This is a genomic window from Terrabacter sp. Ter38 (assembly GCF_024519435.1).
In the GTDB taxonomy this organism is placed as follows: domain Bacteria; phylum Actinomycetota; class Actinomycetes; order Actinomycetales; family Dermatophilaceae; genus Terrabacter.
The window spans coordinates 174,974-190,956 of the sequence record NZ_JALJRZ010000004.1; the positions used below are offsets into that span (position 1 = coordinate 174,974).

General features: G+C 73.1%; 16 protein-coding genes. 11 read left to right on the forward strand and 5 right to left on the reverse strand.

The annotated features are described in order from the left end of the window. Nucleotides 1-4: 4 nt before the first annotated feature. Both cobF and NR112_RS10610 read right to left on the reverse strand, forming a co-directional pair. Nucleotides 5-1,381 (reverse strand): precorrin-6A synthase (deacetylating), encoded by a 1,377-nt coding sequence (cobF, locus tag NR112_RS10605; protein ID WP_256794152.1) that lies wholly within the window; start codon nucleotides 1,379-1,381, stop codon nucleotides 5-7. Continuing rightward, complete coding sequence (locus tag NR112_RS10610; RefSeq protein ID WP_256794153.1) at nucleotides 1,378-2,895, reverse strand: cobyric acid synthase; 1,518 nt, start codon at nucleotides 2,893-2,895, stop codon at nucleotides 1,378-1,380. The genes cobF and NR112_RS10610 overlap by 4 nt, the downstream gene beginning before the upstream one ends. A gap of 56 nt (nucleotides 2,896-2,951) precedes the next feature. On the opposite strand from NR112_RS10610, the gene NR112_RS10615 reads away from it, so the two are divergent. After that, the gene (locus NR112_RS10615; protein ID WP_256794154.1) at nucleotides 2,952-3,458 is read left to right on the forward strand and encodes a nitroreductase family deazaflavin-dependent oxidoreductase; all 507 of its coding nucleotides are present in this window, start codon (nucleotides 2,952-2,954) and stop codon (nucleotides 3,456-3,458) included. Between the two features lie 39 nt (nucleotides 3,459-3,497). On the opposite strand, the gene NR112_RS10620 is transcribed toward NR112_RS10615, so the two are convergent. Further along, the gene (locus NR112_RS10620) at nucleotides 3,498-4,208 is read right to left on the reverse strand and encodes a PadR family transcriptional regulator (RefSeq protein WP_256794155.1); all 711 of its coding nucleotides are present in this window, start codon (nucleotides 4,206-4,208) and stop codon (nucleotides 3,498-3,500) included. A gap of 396 nt (nucleotides 4,209-4,604) precedes the next feature. Here NR112_RS10620 and NR112_RS10625 point away from each other — a divergent pair, with 396 nt between their 5' ends. The 4 genes from NR112_RS10625 to NR112_RS10640 are packed head-to-tail and all read left to right on the forward strand — an operon-like array spanning nucleotide 4,605 to nucleotide 8,173. Beyond that, nucleotides 4,605-5,039: an ATP-binding protein gene (locus NR112_RS10625; protein ID WP_256794156.1), complete on the forward strand. Its 435-nt coding sequence runs from the start codon at nucleotides 4,605-4,607 to the stop codon at nucleotides 5,037-5,039. Between the two features lie 20 nt (nucleotides 5,040-5,059). Next, nucleotides 5,060-6,529: an LLM class flavin-dependent oxidoreductase gene (locus NR112_RS10630; protein WP_256794158.1), complete on the forward strand. Its 1,470-nt coding sequence runs from the start codon at nucleotides 5,060-5,062 to the stop codon at nucleotides 6,527-6,529. A 10-nt stretch (nucleotides 6,530-6,539) separates the two neighbouring features. After that, a complete protein-coding gene (locus tag NR112_RS10635; RefSeq protein ID WP_256794160.1) occupies nucleotides 6,540-7,427 on the forward strand; it encodes a DUF5926 family protein in 888 nt (295 codons plus the stop codon). A 14-nt stretch (nucleotides 7,428-7,441) separates the two neighbouring features. After that, nucleotides 7,442-8,173, forward strand: coding sequence for a glycosyltransferase (locus NR112_RS10640; protein WP_256794162.1), 732 nt, complete (start codon nucleotides 7,442-7,444; stop codon nucleotides 8,171-8,173). Nucleotides 8,174-8,260: 87 nt separating this feature from the next. On the opposite strand, the gene NR112_RS10645 is transcribed toward NR112_RS10640, so the two are convergent. After that, the gene (locus NR112_RS10645) at nucleotides 8,261-10,453 is read right to left on the reverse strand and encodes a hypothetical protein (RefSeq protein WP_256794164.1); all 2,193 of its coding nucleotides are present in this window, start codon (nucleotides 10,451-10,453) and stop codon (nucleotides 8,261-8,263) included. A 97-nt stretch (nucleotides 10,454-10,550) separates the two neighbouring features. Here NR112_RS10645 and NR112_RS10650 point away from each other — a divergent pair, with 97 nt between their 5' ends. Together NR112_RS10650 and pheA are read left to right on the forward strand one after the other, a co-directional pair. Beyond that, on the forward strand, nucleotides 10,551-11,051 hold the full coding sequence (locus NR112_RS10650) for a DUF4446 family protein (RefSeq protein WP_256794166.1): 501 nt from the start codon (nucleotides 10,551-10,553) through the stop codon (nucleotides 11,049-11,051). After that, nucleotides 11,048-11,998 carry a prephenate dehydratase gene (gene pheA / locus NR112_RS10655; protein WP_256794168.1) on the forward strand — a complete coding sequence of 317 codons (951 nt, stop codon included), beginning with the start codon at nucleotides 11,048-11,050 and terminating at the stop codon, nucleotides 11,996-11,998. Before NR112_RS10650 ends, pheA begins: the two co-directional genes overlap by 4 nt. A 34-nt stretch (nucleotides 11,999-12,032) precedes the next feature. Here the strand turns inward: pheA and NR112_RS22900 are convergent, their stop codons facing one another. After that, on the reverse strand, nucleotides 12,033-12,431 hold the full coding sequence (locus tag NR112_RS22900) for a peptidoglycan-binding protein (protein ID WP_256794170.1): 399 nt from the start codon (nucleotides 12,429-12,431) through the stop codon (nucleotides 12,033-12,035). Here NR112_RS22900 and NR112_RS10665 point away from each other — a divergent pair. The 4 genes from NR112_RS10665 (at nucleotide 12,406) to NR112_RS10680 (ending at nucleotide 15,905) form a co-directional block, all read left to right on the forward strand. After that, on the forward strand, nucleotides 12,406-12,804 hold the full coding sequence (locus NR112_RS10665; protein ID WP_256794173.1) for a hypothetical protein: 399 nt from the start codon (nucleotides 12,406-12,408) through the stop codon (nucleotides 12,802-12,804). The two genes, NR112_RS22900 and NR112_RS10665, sit on opposite strands and share 26 nt — an antisense overlap. Before the next feature lie 470 nt (nucleotides 12,805-13,274). Continuing rightward, the gene (locus NR112_RS10670) at nucleotides 13,275-14,819 is read left to right on the forward strand and encodes a S8/S53 family peptidase (protein WP_256794175.1); all 1,545 of its coding nucleotides are present in this window, start codon (nucleotides 13,275-13,277) and stop codon (nucleotides 14,817-14,819) included. After that, complete coding sequence (locus NR112_RS10675) at nucleotides 14,816-15,397, forward strand: RNA polymerase sigma factor (protein WP_256794177.1); 582 nt, start codon at nucleotides 14,816-14,818, stop codon at nucleotides 15,395-15,397. The genes NR112_RS10670 and NR112_RS10675 overlap by 4 nt, the downstream gene beginning before the upstream one ends. A 1-nt stretch (nucleotide 15,398) precedes the next feature. Continuing rightward, nucleotides 15,399-15,905, forward strand: coding sequence for a carboxypeptidase-like regulatory domain-containing protein (locus tag NR112_RS10680; protein ID WP_256794179.1), 507 nt, complete (start codon nucleotides 15,399-15,401; stop codon nucleotides 15,903-15,905). The last annotated feature ends 78 nt before the right edge of the window (nucleotides 15,906-15,983 follow it).

Genomic DNA, 15,983 nt, shown 5'->3' on the forward strand with positions numbered 1-15,983 from the left:
GGGTTCAGGCCGGGGTCTCTGGACTCAAGGCCTCGCGGGTCAGGCAGTAGTAGATCTCGTCGGAGCGGGTGCCGTCCGGGTTGGGCAGACGGCCGCTGAGCCGCCCCTCGGCCCGGAAGCCGGCCTTGGCGGCCACCCGGCCCGAGGCCTCGTTGCCCACCTTGTGGCCGAGCTCGAGCCGGGCGATTCCTGTCTCCTCGAGCGCCCACCGCGACACGAGTCGCAGGGCCCGGGTCGTGAAGCCGCGCCCCCGGAAGGCCGGGAGCACGCCGTAGCCGATGAGCCCCGTGCCGGGCGGTCCCATCCGCAGGACGCCGATGACGCCCGCACCCTCACCGGAGGCGGCGTCGACGACGACGAACCGCGCCGCCCGCCCGCGGCGCCACTCGAGCGTGGCCGAGGCCGCCCTGCGGCGCGCCTCGTCGTCGGTCAGCGGCTGGCCCGCGAAGTCCCAGCGCAGCGACTCCTCGTTGTTGTGCTCGTCCCGCACCGTCTCCCAGTCGGCAGCGGTCATGCGCCGCAGCGTGACGACTCCGTCGGTCAGCGGCTCCGTCTGCGGGAAGGGGCTCGGGCGGGGGCCGGTCGGCGCGTCCGCCGGCGGCCGGAGCAGGTAGGTGTCCATGACCCAGCCGTGGCGCTCGCGGGCCTCGGCGCGCAGGCGCCGCACCTCGCCGACGACGTCGGCGAGACGTCCGTGCACGAGCAGCTCGTCGGGCGTGCCGAGGTAGGCGCCCCACCAGAGCTCGAGGTCGGGGAACGCGCCCGCGAGCTCGGCGCACGCGAGGTGCCCGTCGAGCATGACGACGACGTCACCGAGCGAGGGGTCGTACTCGTCGAGGAGCCGCCGGCCGGTCGTGATGTGGATCGGCGCGCCGATCCGGTTGAGCGGGATGCGGTGCCGCGCGGCGAGCAGCTGCGGCGCGCTGATCCCGGCGATGACGTCGTGCTCGACGGTGAGCCCTGCTGCGGCGTACCGCTCGACGAGCGCGTCGACGACCCGGATCGTCGAGTCGTAGAAGGCCGGGTCGCCCCACACGAGGAAGCCGACCGTGGTCTCGCCGTCGTGGAGCCCGTCGATGACGTCGGCGTACGCGTCCACGCGCGCCGCGTGCCAGTCGCGCACCCCGCGGTCGTATGCCGTCGCGTCGCGTTCGGCGTCCGGCCCCCGTGGCGGGTCGGTGACCTCCACGACGCGGTACGGGTGCGCGGAGGGGATGAGCGTGTCGCACACGGCCTGCCGGGCGGCGACGAGATCGGACTTCGCCTCGCCCTTGTCGGCCACGAGGAAGACGTCGACGGTGGCCAGCGCGCGGGCCGCCTCGCCGGTCACGTGCCCCGGGTCGCCCATGCCGATCCCGATGACACGGATGCGCTCGATCATGCCGTGGCTCCCATCCGGGTGAAGGACAGGAGGGCGTCGATGTCGACGTGCTCCTCGAGGGCGTCGGCCAAGGTGTCGAGCATCCGCTCGCGCCGCCCCGCGAAGCCCGGGGCGCCGGCATGGGGCCGCCACTGGGACCCTGCCACGAGGGCGACCTGGGCGAGCCAGGCTCGACGGAAGTCGTCGCTCTCGAAGGCGCCGTGCCACATGGTGCCCCACACCTGGTCGACGTTCCAGCCGTCGAGGAAGCCCTGCGCTGCAGGCGAGTCCGCGGTCGCGGGCTGCCCGTCGGGCAGCCGTCGGGCGATGCCGTGGTGGATCTCGTAGGCCGTGTCCACGGTGTGGTGGCCCCACGACCCCTCGGGCCGCGCCAGCACCTTCGACTCGCCGAACTCGACCCGCACGGGCAGGTGCCCGAGGCCGCGCACGACCCCCACGCGGCCCTCGACGTCGTCCTCGATCTCGTGCCCGAGCATCTGGTACCCGCCGCACACGCCGAGCACCGGACGCCCGGCTGCGACGCGGCGGCCGACGACCTCATCGAGACCGCGCTCACGCAGCCACTCGAGATCGCTTGCCGTCGAACGGGATCCGGGCAGGACCAGGAGGTCGGCGGCCTCGGCGACGGCCGGGTCGATCGTCACGAGGACGTCGACGCCGGGTTCGGCAGCCAGGGCGTCGACGTCGGTGGCGTTCGAGATGCGGGGCAGCCGGATGACAGCCACCTTGAGCCGGTCGCGAGACGTGGCGGACAGGGCGGTCGAGGCCCTCCAGTGACCGACCTCGAGGGTGTCCTCGCTGTCGAGCCACACGTCGAGCAACCACGGGATGACGCCGTGGAAGGGCACGCCCGTGCGGTCCGTGATGGCGTCAAGCCCCGGCTCCAGCACGGACACGTCCCCGCGGAACTTGTTGATGACGAAGGACTTGAGCAGCGCGCGGTCGTCGTCGTCGAGCAGGGCCCACGTGCCGTACAGCGAGGCGAGGATGCCGCCGCGGTCGATGTCACCGACGACGACGACCGGCAGGCCGAACTCGCGGGCCAGGCCCATGTTGACGTAGTCGCCCGAGCGGAGGTTGATCTCAGCGGGGGAGCCGGCGCCCTCGCACACGACGAGCTCGTACGCGTCGGCGAGCTCGCGGTAGGCCGCGAACGCGGCGTCGGCCAGGTGGGCCCGCCCGGCGGCATACTGCCCCGCCTCGAGCGTTCCGGCCGGTTCGCCCCGCACGACGATGAACGACCGGCGGTCGGTGCCCGGCTTGAGCAGGACTGGGTTCATCGCCGTGGTCGGCTCGACCCGGGCCGCGACGGCCTGGAGCCACTGCGCCCGGCCGATCTCGCCTCCGTCGAGGCAGACCATCGAGTTGTTCGACATGTTCTGCGCCTTGAACGGGGCGACCCGCACCCCACGGCGCGCGAGGGCGCGGCACAGTCCGGCGACGATGACGGACTTGCCGGCGTCGGACGACGTGCCGGCGACGAGGAGGCCGGAGGGGGCGGCGGGCGTGGGCACCTGACCATCCTGCCGGACGACCCCGTCATGCCACCCGACGGTCCTACGCTGCACACATGCAGCTGCGCCCGGTCGACGACGCCAACCCGGTCCAACGCGCCCTACGGTCCGTCGTCGCCTCCCGGCCGGGTGCGTGGGTCTCGAAGCGCGTGCTCCACCGGCTCGACCTGCTGGCCCACCGGCTCGCGCCCGGACGGACGCTGCCGAGCCAGTGGCTCGCCGCCGTGCCCGTCGGGATGCTGACGACGACGGGGGCACGGTCAGGGCAGCCCCGCACCGTGCCGCTCATGCTCGCGCCGCTCGACGACGGGTGGGGCGTCATCGCCTCCCGCTACGGCTCGGCGACACCGCCGGCGTGGTACTTCAACCTCCGCGCGCACCCGCAGGCCTCGCTCGAGGTCGACGGTGTCGTGCACCGCGTGCGGGCCGAGCAGGTGCAGGGGCCGGACAAGGAGCGCGTGCGTGAGGCGGCGCTCGAGTACTACCGCGGCTACACGGCCTACGAGGAACGCGCCGGCGGGCGCGACCTCGGCTTCTTCGTGCTGCACCCCGAGCGCGACTGAGCGCGCTCGGGGTGCAGGTGGGGCCGGTGGGTGACCGGTCTACTCCGGGTCGCCGTCGGCGAGCAGGCGGTACAGCTTGCGTCGGGTCTCCGTGAGGATCTCCGCCGCCTCCGCCCGCTGCTGGGAGGTGCCGGTCGTGACGACCTGCCACATCCCGCCCATGACCTGGCCGACGAGCGGCATGAGGTCCTGGGCACCGCCGGAGGGCCGGGGTGGCTCCTCCTCGGTCGACTCCTCGAAGGGCCGCCAGGTGGCGGCCATCTCCTCGGCGTTCTCCTCGACGTAGGCGCGGCCCGCGTCGGTGAGGCGCAGCAGACGCCGGCCCTCGACGTCGCGGCCCTCGACGAGGCCCTCGTCCTCGAGCTGCTGGACGGTCGGGTAGACCGAGCCGGGGCTCGGCTTCCACGCGCCGTTCGTGCGCTCGGAGATCTGCTGGATGAGCTGGTAGCCGTTCATCTCGTCGCCCGCGAGGACGTCGAGGATGGCGGCGCGGACGTCGCCGCGTCGGGCGCGCGGTCCGCGGCGTCCGCCGAACTCGGAGCCGAAGCCGGGTCCGCCGAAGTGGCGGACGAGGTCGGCGACCCACGGGGGCGGACCGGGGCGGCCACGGCCGCCCGGGCCGGGTCCTCCGGGACCGCCCCAGGGGCCGCGACCGGGTCCGAAGCCGGGGCCGTTGCCCTGGCCTCCCCAGCCGCCGCCCCAGGTGCCGTCCCAGCCGGACTCTCGTCGGTGGTGGTGGTGTCCGTGCATGGTGGTTCTCCTTCTACGAACGCGACTCACGAACAGTCGCGATAGGTCGACGATATATCGCGACTGTTCGCCATGCAACCATCTGTGCGAGACCGGCGCGAGTGGGTACGGGCGACGTGGGTGCGAAGCTCGCGCCGTGCGAGCCCGCAGGCTTCCGCCGTATCCAGCCCTCTACGGCATCCGCTAGATGTCTGGATACGGACGAATCGGCAGGTCAGCGCCACGGGAAAAACTCACACTTCATTGAGGTACGGCGCTGGTTTCGTTAGCGTTCGACGACGGGGGCATGCGAATCGCCCGTGAGGAGGACTTGACGTGGCGAGCACACAGGGGAGCGGCTCGGCGTCCCACACCGACGTGGACGCCCGACGAGCCAACGCGATCGCGAGGAGATCCATGACCAACGTCCCGGCCGTTCCGCTGGGCGAGAAGCGCACGGTCCGCATCCAGTGGGCGCCGTCCGCGGCTCCTCGGATCCGCAAGGAGCTCGTCGAGGACCTCCTGGCCCGCGAGGTCTCGCCACAGGTCATCGACGAGGCCGAGATCGTCGTCAGTGAGCTCGTCGCCAACGCCATCCGACACGCCAAACCCCTCTCCGACGGTGCGATCCGCATCCACTGGAAGGTGAAGAACAACGTCGTCGAGGTCGAGGTCTCCGACGGCGGCGGTCCGACCGCCCCGCGCCCCGCCCCGCCGACCATGTGGGCCCCGGGTGGACGAGGCCTGCGCATCGTCCGCTCCCTCGCCCACGAGTGGGGTGTCATCGAGGAGTCCCACGGCCGCACCGTCTGGGCCTCGCTCGGCGGTCCCTCGCGCCGCCGCTCGCACTGAGCCGAGCGGCAGCCCGCGCCGTGTCCCTGCCCGACCCGGCGCTCGTCGTCCTCGTCGGGGCCTCCGGCTCGGGCAAGTCGACGTGGGCGGCCTCGCGCTACCGCGACGCCGAGGTCGTCTCGTCGGATGCTCTGCGCGCCGTCGTCGGCAGCGGCGAGCACGACCTCGACGCCTCGGCCGACGCCTTCGCGCTGCTCGAGCAGGTCGTCGCCGCCCGCCTCGGTCGCCGCCTCACCACCGTCGTCGACACGCTCGGCACCGACGCCGGCCGGCGCCGCACCTGGCGGGACGCCGCTCGGGCCGTGGGACTCCCGGCCGTCGCCGTCGTCCTCGACACCCCTGCGAGCGTGTGCCGTTCGCGCAACGCAGCTCGCGACCGCCCGGTCCCGGCCCGCGTCCTTACGAGCCAGCTCGCGTCGGTCTCGGCCACGGTCGACCTGCTCGAGGCCGAGGGATGGCAGGTCGTCCGCGTCGGACCGGACGACGACCCCAACGAGTCGGATGTGGAGCCCGCTCGGGCATCGACGCCGCGGGCCACGCCATCGGGTCTGCGCGGTGTCGTGCTCCAGCTCTCGCGCTTCCCGGCCGATGCTGACCTGCTCACCTGGCTGCGCGTCATGGCGGCCGCCGCCGAGGAGGCCGGGCTCGCCGGCCTCGCCCTCATGGACCACCTCATCCAGATCCCGCAGGTCGGCCGCCCATGGGACCCGATCCCCGAGCCCTGGGTGACCCTCGGCGCCCTCGCGGCGTGCACGACCCGCCTCCAGCTCGGCACCCTCGTCACGCCCGTCACCTTCAGGGCCCCGGGCATCACCGCCAAGGCCGCGGCGACGCTGTCGGCGCTGACGGGCGGGAGAACGTTCGTCGGCGTCGGGGCGGGCTGGTGGGAGCGCGAGCACGCGGCATACGGTGTCGGGTTCCCTTCTGCGCGAGAGCGACTCGACGCGCTGGAACTGGGCATCGAGACGATGAAAGCCCTCTGGGCTCCCGGCACGAAGCCGTATGCCGGACAGCGGGTGTCGCTGCCCGAGACGACGTCGTACCCCAGGCCGGTCGGCGAGATCCCGGTCATCGTGGGCGGTGGCGGCGACCGGACGCTCCGCATCGCGGCCCGGCTCGGCGACGGGTGCAACGTGCCCTCCGACGAGGTCGGCCTGGCCAAGGTGGTGCGCTACCTCGCGCTCGTGGGGCAGGCCGGTCGGGATCCGGCATCGGTGCACCCGACGGTGCTCGACCTGCCGCTCGTCGGCCGGGACCGCGACGACGTCTGGGCCCGGGTCGAGCGACACCGGGGTCGGACGGCCGCAGCGACCTTCGCGGCGCGGCACCACGCCGGCACCGCGGCGGAGCACGCGACCCGTCTCTCAGGGCTGGCCGACCTCGGTGTCACGACCGCCTTCGTCGCACCGGTCGGGCTCGACGGGCCCGACGACGTGCTGGCTCTCGCCCCGCTCGCGACCGCGTTCGGCCGACCCGGCCCCGGCCACTAGGGTGGCGCGCATGGGTAAGGCATCACGTCGACCGCGCAGCGAGCGCGCAGACCGTTCCGCACGTCCGCTTCCGGCCCCCTTCGTGGCGCGCCCCTTCGAGGGGCTTCCCAACGAGACCGACTGGGTCGCGATGCGCGAGATCGTCCCGGCCGCGACCGCCACGGTGCGCTTCGCGAAGGGCAAGGCGCCCGAGGCTGCGCCCGACGAGGTGACGATCGCGACGGTGCTCCCCCTGGCCTGGCCGGGCCTGCACCGCGAGAACGGCGAGGTGCTCGTCGGCATCCAGTCCGGCAATGCGAGCGGCGACACGAGCCGCGACATCGCCCAGGCGATCGCGCTCGCGGCCGTCGCCGAGGCCGGCTCGCCCGTGACGACGCTGCCGGTCTCGATGGCCGACACCCCGCGCCTGCAGGACATCCTCGACACCGACGCGGCCTTCGAGATGGAGCTGCACGAGGGCTTCGACTTCTGGGTCGCCGACGCCGACCTCGACGCCGACGGCAAGGAGTCGCTCGACCGCGCCAACGAGTCGGCCATCCCGACCGTCAGGCTCGACGCCGCGCCGTCCGCCTTCTGGTGCCGCATCGGCGAGCGCACCTACGTGCGTTGGGTGCTGCCGTTCGACGAGGACACCGCGACCGGCGCTCTGGCCCGCCTCCACGCCGCCGGCGAGAGCCACCTCGGCGAGGACGGCCGGCTGCTCGGCTGCTTCCGCTCGAGCGGGCTGCTCATCCCGGTGTGGGAGGTCGACCCCGGCTCGGCCGCCGCCGACTTCGAGGACGCCGTCGCGGCCATGAAGACGAAGATCGACACGGCGGCCGCCTCGACCGAGCCGCTCACCGCCGCCGAGCGCGGCGCCAAGGCCGGCCTCACCAACCGCCAGGTCACCCTCCGCTGACAGGACGCTCGACGATGACGACCCCGCCGCCCTCCGTCGCCGTCGTCATCCCGGCCAAGGACGAGTCGGCACGGATCGCCGAGACGATCCGCGGCGTGCGCACCATCCCCGGCGTCTCGGCGGTCGTCGTCGTCGACGACGGGTCGACCGACGGCACCGCCGTCATCGCCGCCCGCGAGGGCGCCGAGGTCGTGCGCCACGTGCGCAACCACGGCAAGGCCGACGCGATGATGAGCGGCCTCGGTCGCGTGTCGGGGCTGCGTCGTGTCGGCAGACTCGACCCCGGCACATCGGTCCTGTTCGTCGACGCCGACCTCGAGGCCTCGGCCCCGGCCGTGGGCGCCCTCGTCGGGCCCGTCGCGCGCGGCGAAGCCGACCTGACGATCGCCACCCTGCCCGAGCAGCAGGGCAGCGCCGGCGGGCACGGCCTCGTCGTCGGCCTGGCCCGGCGCGGGATCGAGGAGCTCACCGGCTGGTCGCCGAAGCAGCCCCTGTCGGGCATGCGGTGCCTCTCACCGGCCGCGATCGCCGCGGCCACGCCCTTCGCCCGCGGGTGGGGCGTCGAGGTCGGCATGACCGTCGACGTGCTCGACGCCGGCCTGACCATCCTCGAGGTGCCGTGCGACCTCCAGCATCGGGTCACCGGCACCGACTGGCGCGCGCAGGTGCACCGGGCCGGCCAGTACCGCGACGTCGCCCTCGCCCTCGGCGTCCGCCGGCTGCGTCGCCGCCTCGGCCCCGGCTGACGTCCGGCGCCCGCATCTGGTGCCCCACGGGTCGAGGTGACAGGTCGCGGTCGGACGCGGGCGGCACACCTCGAACGAAGGCTGCCCTCAGATGTGGTGGCGGTCGCGGCGTCGGCGCACGGGGGCGTTGCGCGCCTCGATGGACAGGAAGTGCATGACCGCCGACACGACGAGCGGCACCGTGAAGATCGCCGCGACCGGCGGGATCGCCGCGCCCGAGTCGTTGGTGAGGAAGCCGATGACGGCCATGACGATGACCGACAGCAGGCCGCGTCGCATGATCGGGGCCTCCTCGAGCAACCGGCGGAGCGGCTCGGTGCCGAGGATGCCGGGGCGCAGCACGATCATGACGACGACCACCAGGAGGACGACGACGACGAGGAGCAGCACCGGCAGGTGCACGGAGAGGGAGACGTTGGCCCAGAGCTTGCGCGACATGACGTCCCAGGCACCGCCGTCGATGACGGTCTGGAGGAAGCGCCCCGGGTGCGAGCGCTCCGACTCCGGCCGGCGCCAGTCGAGATAGCAGACGAGTCCGACGACGAGGCCCGCGACGAGCAGGACGAGCGACACGTTGCGCACCGACGTGCGCCAGCCCATGACGCCCATGAGGAGGAAGCCGAGCGCCGGCACGAGTGCGATCGGTCCACCGAAGTCGGCACCCCAGGCCGGGAGCACGTCCACGGCCAGCGCCACGCCCCCGATGACGACGACCGCGAAGACGGCGAGCCGCGGGGAGTCCCGCCTGACGAGAGCGTGCGCGATGGCGGCGCACAGCAGCAGGACGGCGGCGGCATACAACGCGAAGGCGACGTTGCCCATGCCGTAGAAGCGGCCTCCGACGAGCGGCTGGAGCCCGAAGATCGACGAGATCTGAAGGTGTGAACCGGTGAGCAGGTCGATGCCGATGACGCCCGCCGTGATCGCCGACATCGCGGCCAGCGGGCCGAGGGCCGAGCTGCTCCACGGGCCCTGCAGGCACGCGAGGGTCAGCACGGAGCTGATCGCGAGGACGAGCACGAGGAGCACCGCCACGAGCACGACGGTGTTCGTCGACCACCGCCACCACGGGACGAGGTTGGCCAGGAAGGTCGCGGCGGGCATCGCGGCCGAGACGAGCCCGACGAGGCGCACGAGGCGCAGCACCCGCGCGCGGGTGAAGCGGCGGTTCCACGGGCGGGCCCGGCGCATGACGAGCCACAGCACGAGCATCGCCAGGGCCGTGCCCACGAGCCAGATGAGCAGGAACGGTGCGACGACGTCGTGCATCGCGTCGGCCTTGGTGTCGATGTCGGTGAGCACCGTCAGCTTGACGGCGGCCGTCGACTCGCTGTTGTTGGCCGACGGCACGACGCTGAGCGCCCGGCCGCCGATGGCGGCCTGCGGCTCCACGCCGCCGCGCTGGAGGATCGTGGCCGTGATGTCGGAGAGCTGCGCGATCCCGACCATGCGCGTCGAGGCCGACGCGAGCAGGCCCGGGGCGTAGTGCGGGCCGCTCGCCGTGAGCAGCCGCAGACGCTCCTGCTGGTCCCGGTCGGCCAGCCCGACGACGACGAGGTCGGCACCGTTGGGCATGGCGTCCATGACGAGCTCGATCCGGCGCTCGATGCCGTTGATCTGCTCGAGGTGCCGCGTCGGGTCGGGGTCGGTCGAGCTGATGCCACCGACGTCGACGATGCTGACCGGGCACTGCGCCAGGTCGGACACGAGGGTCGTCGCCTGGAAGGGGGAGTACTTCGCGACCTTGCCGTCCCCCGTCGCTGCGGCGAGGCCGGCGCCCGGGCCGACAGCCTGGATGCACGTCTTGGCCGCGGCGAAGCTGTCGCCGAGCAGTCCCAGCTGCGCCCGGAACTCCGCCTCGCGCGACGCCGTCGCGAGCGCGTCGAAACCGATGACTCGGTAGCCGGTCGTCGCGTCACCCGCGACGGGCGGCAGCGGCGTGCACTGCGGGCGGGACTCCGTCGTGTCCGGGCCGGCCGCCTCGCCGGCCGAGACGGTGGCCCAGCCGTCGGTCGGGCACGTCGTCAGCCGCAGGCTCTTGACCGACACGGACGCGGCCGAGCCGTCACGGAGCAGGCCCCAGAGGATGGGGGTGTCCTCGGCCGTGACGTCGTCCCACGAGAGGCCGCCGAGCCCCACGACGACGAGCGACTCGCCCGGTTTCGGCTGCGAGGTGGGCGGTACCGGGACCGTGGTGCGGTTGACGTACGCGACCGTGAGTGCAGCCACCATCACCAGGAGCAGGACGACGAGCGTCTTGACGGGGTGGCGGCGGATCACGGGGGACAGACTACAAACCGAGCCTGTCCGCGGAGAGCGAGGTCACGGGCTGGAATCGAACGGCTCCGGACGACCGGCGCGGCTACCCTTGCCGATCGTGGACGCCTCGACGCTGACGACCCTGGCCATCGCCGCCGTCGCCGTCGCGCTGCTCGCCCTCGCGCTCGCCGTCGGGGCCCAGCTGCGGCTCTCGCGGGTCCGGCGCGACTTCGCCGCTCTCGACGACGACGGCCAGACCGACATCGCGCGCGTGGCCGCCACCCAGAACCACCGCATCGACCGGCTCACGGCTGAGCTGACCCGCCTGCGCGAGCACGTGGCCAGCGCCGAGGACGACGTGCGCCAGAGCCTGCGCAACGTGGCCGTCGTGCGCTACGACGCCTTCGGGGACATGGGCGGGCGGCTGTCCTTCTCGGCCGCCATCGTCGACGACCTCGGGGACGGCATCGTCATCAGCTCGATCCACGCCCGTGGCGAGTCCCGTACGTATGCCAAGGGCATCGTCGGCGGGAAGTCGAGCATCACCCTGACCCCCGAGGAGCAGCAGGCGCTCGCCTCGGCGACCCGCCTGCCCGACCGGACGAAGGACGCCTCGTGACGCCGCCGCCCCTCACCCCGGACCAGCTGCACCGCTTCGGCTACCTCGGACCGCGCGGCACGTTCACGCAGATGGCCCTCGACGCCTGGGACGCGGCCGAGGGCCGCGACCACCTGCCGTTCGGCTCGGTCGACGCGGCGCTCGCGGCGCTGCGGGCCGGCGACATCGACGCGGCGATGGTCCCGATCGAGAACTCCGTCGAGGGCGGCGTCTCCGCGACCCTCGACTCGCTGGCGACGGGCGAGCCCCTCGTCGTCATCGGCGAGGTGCTCGTCCCGATCACGTTCGTCCTCTGCGCCCGGCCGGGTCTGCCGCTCGACGCGGTCCGCACGGTCGGCACCCACTCGCACGCCTGGGCCCAGGTGCGCCGCTGGATGGGGGCGCACCTGCCCGACGCGGAGTACCTCCCGACCCTGTCGACGGCTGCGAGCGCCGCCGCGCTCGGGCAGCCGGGCGACGTCATGTTCGACGCCGGTGTCTGCGCGCCCGTCGCGGCCCGCAACGAGGGGCTCGAGATCCTCGCCGACGACATCGGTGACAACGCGTCGGCCGTGACGCGCTTCGTCCTCGTCGCGCGACCGGGCACGCTGCCCGAGCCGACCGGCGCCGACAAGACGACGGTCGTGCTCTTCCAGCGCGACGACCACGCCGGCGGCCTGCTCGAGCTGCTCGAGCAGTTCGCGGTCCGCGGCGTCAACATGACCCGCCTCGAGTCGCGGCCCACGGGCGAGGCCATGGGCTCGTACTGCTTCTCCATCGACTTCGAGGGCCACGTCCTCGACGCGCGCGTCGGGGAGACCCTCATGGGCCTGCGGCGGGTGTGTGCCGAGGTGCGGTTCCTCGGGTCCTACCCGCGCGCCGACGGCGGTCGCCCCGACGCCCGGCCCGGCACGTCCGACGACGACTTCGACCGGGCGAGGACCTGGCTCGACGACCTGCGCGCCTGACCGGCACTCCTCGGGAGGTCGGGCCGGCTCGGCGTCAGCCGATCGTCGCGCCCATCTTGAGCAGGAAGAGCGTCTCGTCGCCCACGACACCGTCGTCCCCGAGGCGGTTGGCCTGCTGGAATCGCTGGACGGCCTTCTTCGTCTCGGCACCGAAGTCGCCGTCGACGGTGATCCTGGCGCCCGCGGCCCGCAGCGCCCGCTGGAGCGTCACGACGTCGGCTCCCTTCGAGCCGACCTTGAGCGTGTCGTCCCCGAGTGAGCGCGAGATGAGCAACACCCACATGCCGGCGTCGATGCGTCCCGGCTTGGGCGCCGGCCCCTCGAAGGTCTCCTCGACCTTGGTCACCGCCGCGCGGGTCTGGGCGCCGTAGACGCCGTCGACCGCTATGGGGCCGTAGTCGGCGTCGTTGAGGAAGCACTGGAGCGCCCGCACCGCCGCTTCCTTCGCGCCCGGCTCGAGCACGGGGTATGCCGGCAGGGTCCGCTCGCAAGCACCCGCGACGCTCCCCGGGTCGGTCGCCGTCGGCGCCGGTGTCGTCGGCGCCGGCGTCGTCGGCGTCGGCGTCGCGCTGGGCGTGGCCGACGGACGCGGGGTGGGTTTCGTCGGGGTGAGCGGGGCGGCCCTCACCGTCGGGATCGGCTCGGTGGAGCCGGGCTGGACGGTGCCCGTCGCCGTCGCCGCCGCCGTCGCCGTGGGCGACTCGACGGCGGACGTCGTCTGTGGCGTCGTGCCGCTGCAGGCAGCCAGCGTCAGGCCGAGCACGACCATCGTTGCGGCCGAGGCGAACCCGCGCGACCGATCGTGAGTGTTCCGAACGCCTGCCATGCCCTGCACCCTGACTCCCCTGAGCTCACGTCGCGCGGTCCCTGACGTCCGCCCACGTTCGAGAAGTATGCGCCGCCCGGAGGGAGCGCGCGAGCCCGACGCGCGGCGACGGCATACGCGCGCCGTGCCCGGCCGATGGCGGCCTGCGTTGTGGGCAGGGAAGGGGGCGCCGGTGCTGCCAGGCCCGGCGCCCCACGGTCGGGACCGCCCCCTGAAGGTCCCGAACCCCTGTGCAGGTCACCCGGCCTGCTGCCCCTCCGCAGTGCCCCGTTGCAGCCCGGTGACCGTTCCCCCTGACCACCCAGAGTCGTCCCGTCCGGGGTTGATACGTCTCCGGACGAAAAAGTTCGGAAGGCCCGATGTATCAGGAAAACGAGTACGGACACTCAGTCGGGTGTAAGGGTCTTTCCAACACCATCCGTCCCTCGACCAGCCAGCAGGAGGTTGTCGATGTCAGAGTCGGGTCCCGACGCCCCACAGGGAGCGACCGGCGAGAACGCGACCGGTGGCGCCCGCCGCCCCGAACGTCCGCCCGTCCGCGCCCTCGACCCGGCCACGGCGATGCGCCTGACCGACGGTCGCCCGCCGCTTCCCGCCCTCTACCTCTCCGACCGCCTCCTCGTGCGCAACGAGGGCGGTCGGACCCGCGGCCTCGACGACCTCGGTGAGTCGCTCGCGAAGCTCGACCTCGGCTACACGGTGACCCCGCGGCAGGACGGCGGCACCCGCGACCTCGACCAGCCCGGCTGGGGCACGAGCATCACGATCCGGCCGCCCCGGTCGCCCATCGAGCCCGTCGACGCCTGGAGCGTGCTCCAGCGGCTCCGCCAGGAGAACGAACCGATCGCCGAACGCCTGAGTCTCGAGCACGTGCTGCGCCCCGCCGACGGCTACTGGGGCGGCGTCGGTGGCTACTGGGGTGGCGTGGGTGGCTACTGGGGTGGCGTGGGTGGCTACTGGGGCGGTGTGTCGAACGCCGTCCAGGAGTATGCCGTCCCGGGACGCGGGGGCCGGATGCCGGTCGCGCTCGCCCTGCCCGACCCGCGCCTGAGGGCGCGGACGCTCGAACGCAGCCCCGTCGTCGTCGTGCCCGACACGGCCATCGCCGGGCACCCGTGGTTCAAGGACGACTCCGGCATCGTGCGCCTCGAGCTCAAGGAGGGCCGGCTCGTCCCGCTGCTCACCGGAGCCCCGGTCGATCCCCCGGTCTCCGTCCCTGCACCCACCGAGCCGGTGGGGCTGCTGCAGGGGCATGCGACCTTCATCGCGGGCCTGCTCCGGCAGGGCTGCCCCGAGGCGACGATCGTCTCGATCCCCGTCATGGGCGACGACGGCGTCGTCGACGAGAGCTACCTGCTCGACGTGCTCCAGGCCCTGCTCGACCGGCACGCGCACGGTCAGCAGCACGACGCGTCCGAGGTCGTCGACGTGCTCAACCTGTCGATGGGCTACTACGCCGAGGACCGCACGTACACCTCCGGCCCGGTCGCCGACCTGCTCGACCGGTTCGCCGAGCACGGCGTCCTCGTCGTCGCGGGCGTCGGCAACGACGGCACCGACGCACCCTTCGTGCCCGCGGCGCTCGCGGCCGAGCCGCCCACGCGGATCACGGCCAAGTCGATGCCTCCGCTCGCGAGCGTCGGGGCAAGCAATCCCGACGGCGTCACGGTAGCCCTCTTCTCCAACAACCTGCCGGTCGTCAGCGCGGTGCGCGCAGGCGTCTCGGTCGTCAGCACCTTGCCGCTCACCAACGGCATGGGCCAGCCGTCGTCGCAGGTCTCGGCCGACGGCACGGTGCGCTGCACGGTCGACCCCGACGACTACACGGGCGGTTTCGGCGTCTGGAGCGGCACGTCCTTCTCCACCCCGGTCTTCGCGGCAGAGCTTGCGGCGGCCCTCATCGACGAGGGCGGCCTGACCGACGTCTCGTCGCCCGTCATGCGCAAGCGCGCCATCCGCGCCCTGCGCTCCTGCATCGGAAGGGCGCGATCATGACGCCGACCCCCACCGCTCCCGACGGACTCGGGACCCGCGCGGGGAAGGCGTTCGCCGCCTACCGCGCGGGGGAGCGAGAGCGGCTGTCCGAGCTCGTCGACCTCGTGACACCGGTCCTCTGGAACGCCGCGCGTTCCCAGGGCGGGGCGCCGGCGACGTGCGAGGACGCCATCCAGACGGCGTTCCTCCAGCTCGTGGACCGGGCCGACTCGATCAACGAGCCGGCCGCGGTGCTCGGCTGGCTCGTCGTCGTCGTCAAGCGCGAGGTCTGGCGGCTGGCCCGGGGGGCCCGGCGGGAGTTCGGTGTCGAGGAGGTGCCGGAGGCGCCGGCGCAGCAGCTCGACCCCGAGGCGCAGTCGATCCTCTCCGAGCGCCAGCGCGTGCTCTGGACGCACGTCTCGACCCTCTCACCGCGGTGCCAGGAGCTGCTCCGGGTCATCGCCTTCGCCGACCGCCCTGACTACGCCGCCATCGCGGAGTCGCTGGGGATGCCGGTCGGCAGCATCGGCCCGACCCGTGGCCGCTGCCTCCAGAAGCTGAGGACAACCCTCGGCACCGACCCCGGATGGGCGGTCTGACATGACATCTCACACTGACGCCATCGATGCCCGCGACATCGCCAACCTGCACCACGTGCGTGACCTCTTCGGGCACGCCGACCCCGTCCCGAGCGACCTCGCCGAGCGAATCAAGTTCGCGATCACCGTCCACGCCCTGCACGCCGAGGTCGCCGAGCTCATGGACTCGGCCCTGCTGACGACGCGGGGCGCTGACGCCAAGGTCGAGCCGACACCGACCGACTCGGTGACCTTCACGGCCGCCTCGGTGAGCCTCATGGTCTCGTCCGGCCCTGCTGACTCCGACGACACGGACGACGCCGACGACCGCGTGCGCGTCGACGGATGGGTGACGACACCGGGTGCCCAGATCGAGGCCGTGACCACCGAAGGCAGCTCGAGGGTCATTTCGGATGCGAACGGGCGCTTTGTTCTGGATGATCTACCCCATGGGCCGGTGCACTTCGTCGTCACCGATCCTGGCAACGAGGACATGCGACCGGTCATCACCCCCACCATCCAGATCTGAGGATCTGGCCTGACGTGGTGACCGGCCCCTGAGGAGAGGCCGGCGGGAACCATCGATCTGCTCGAGAGTGCACGCACG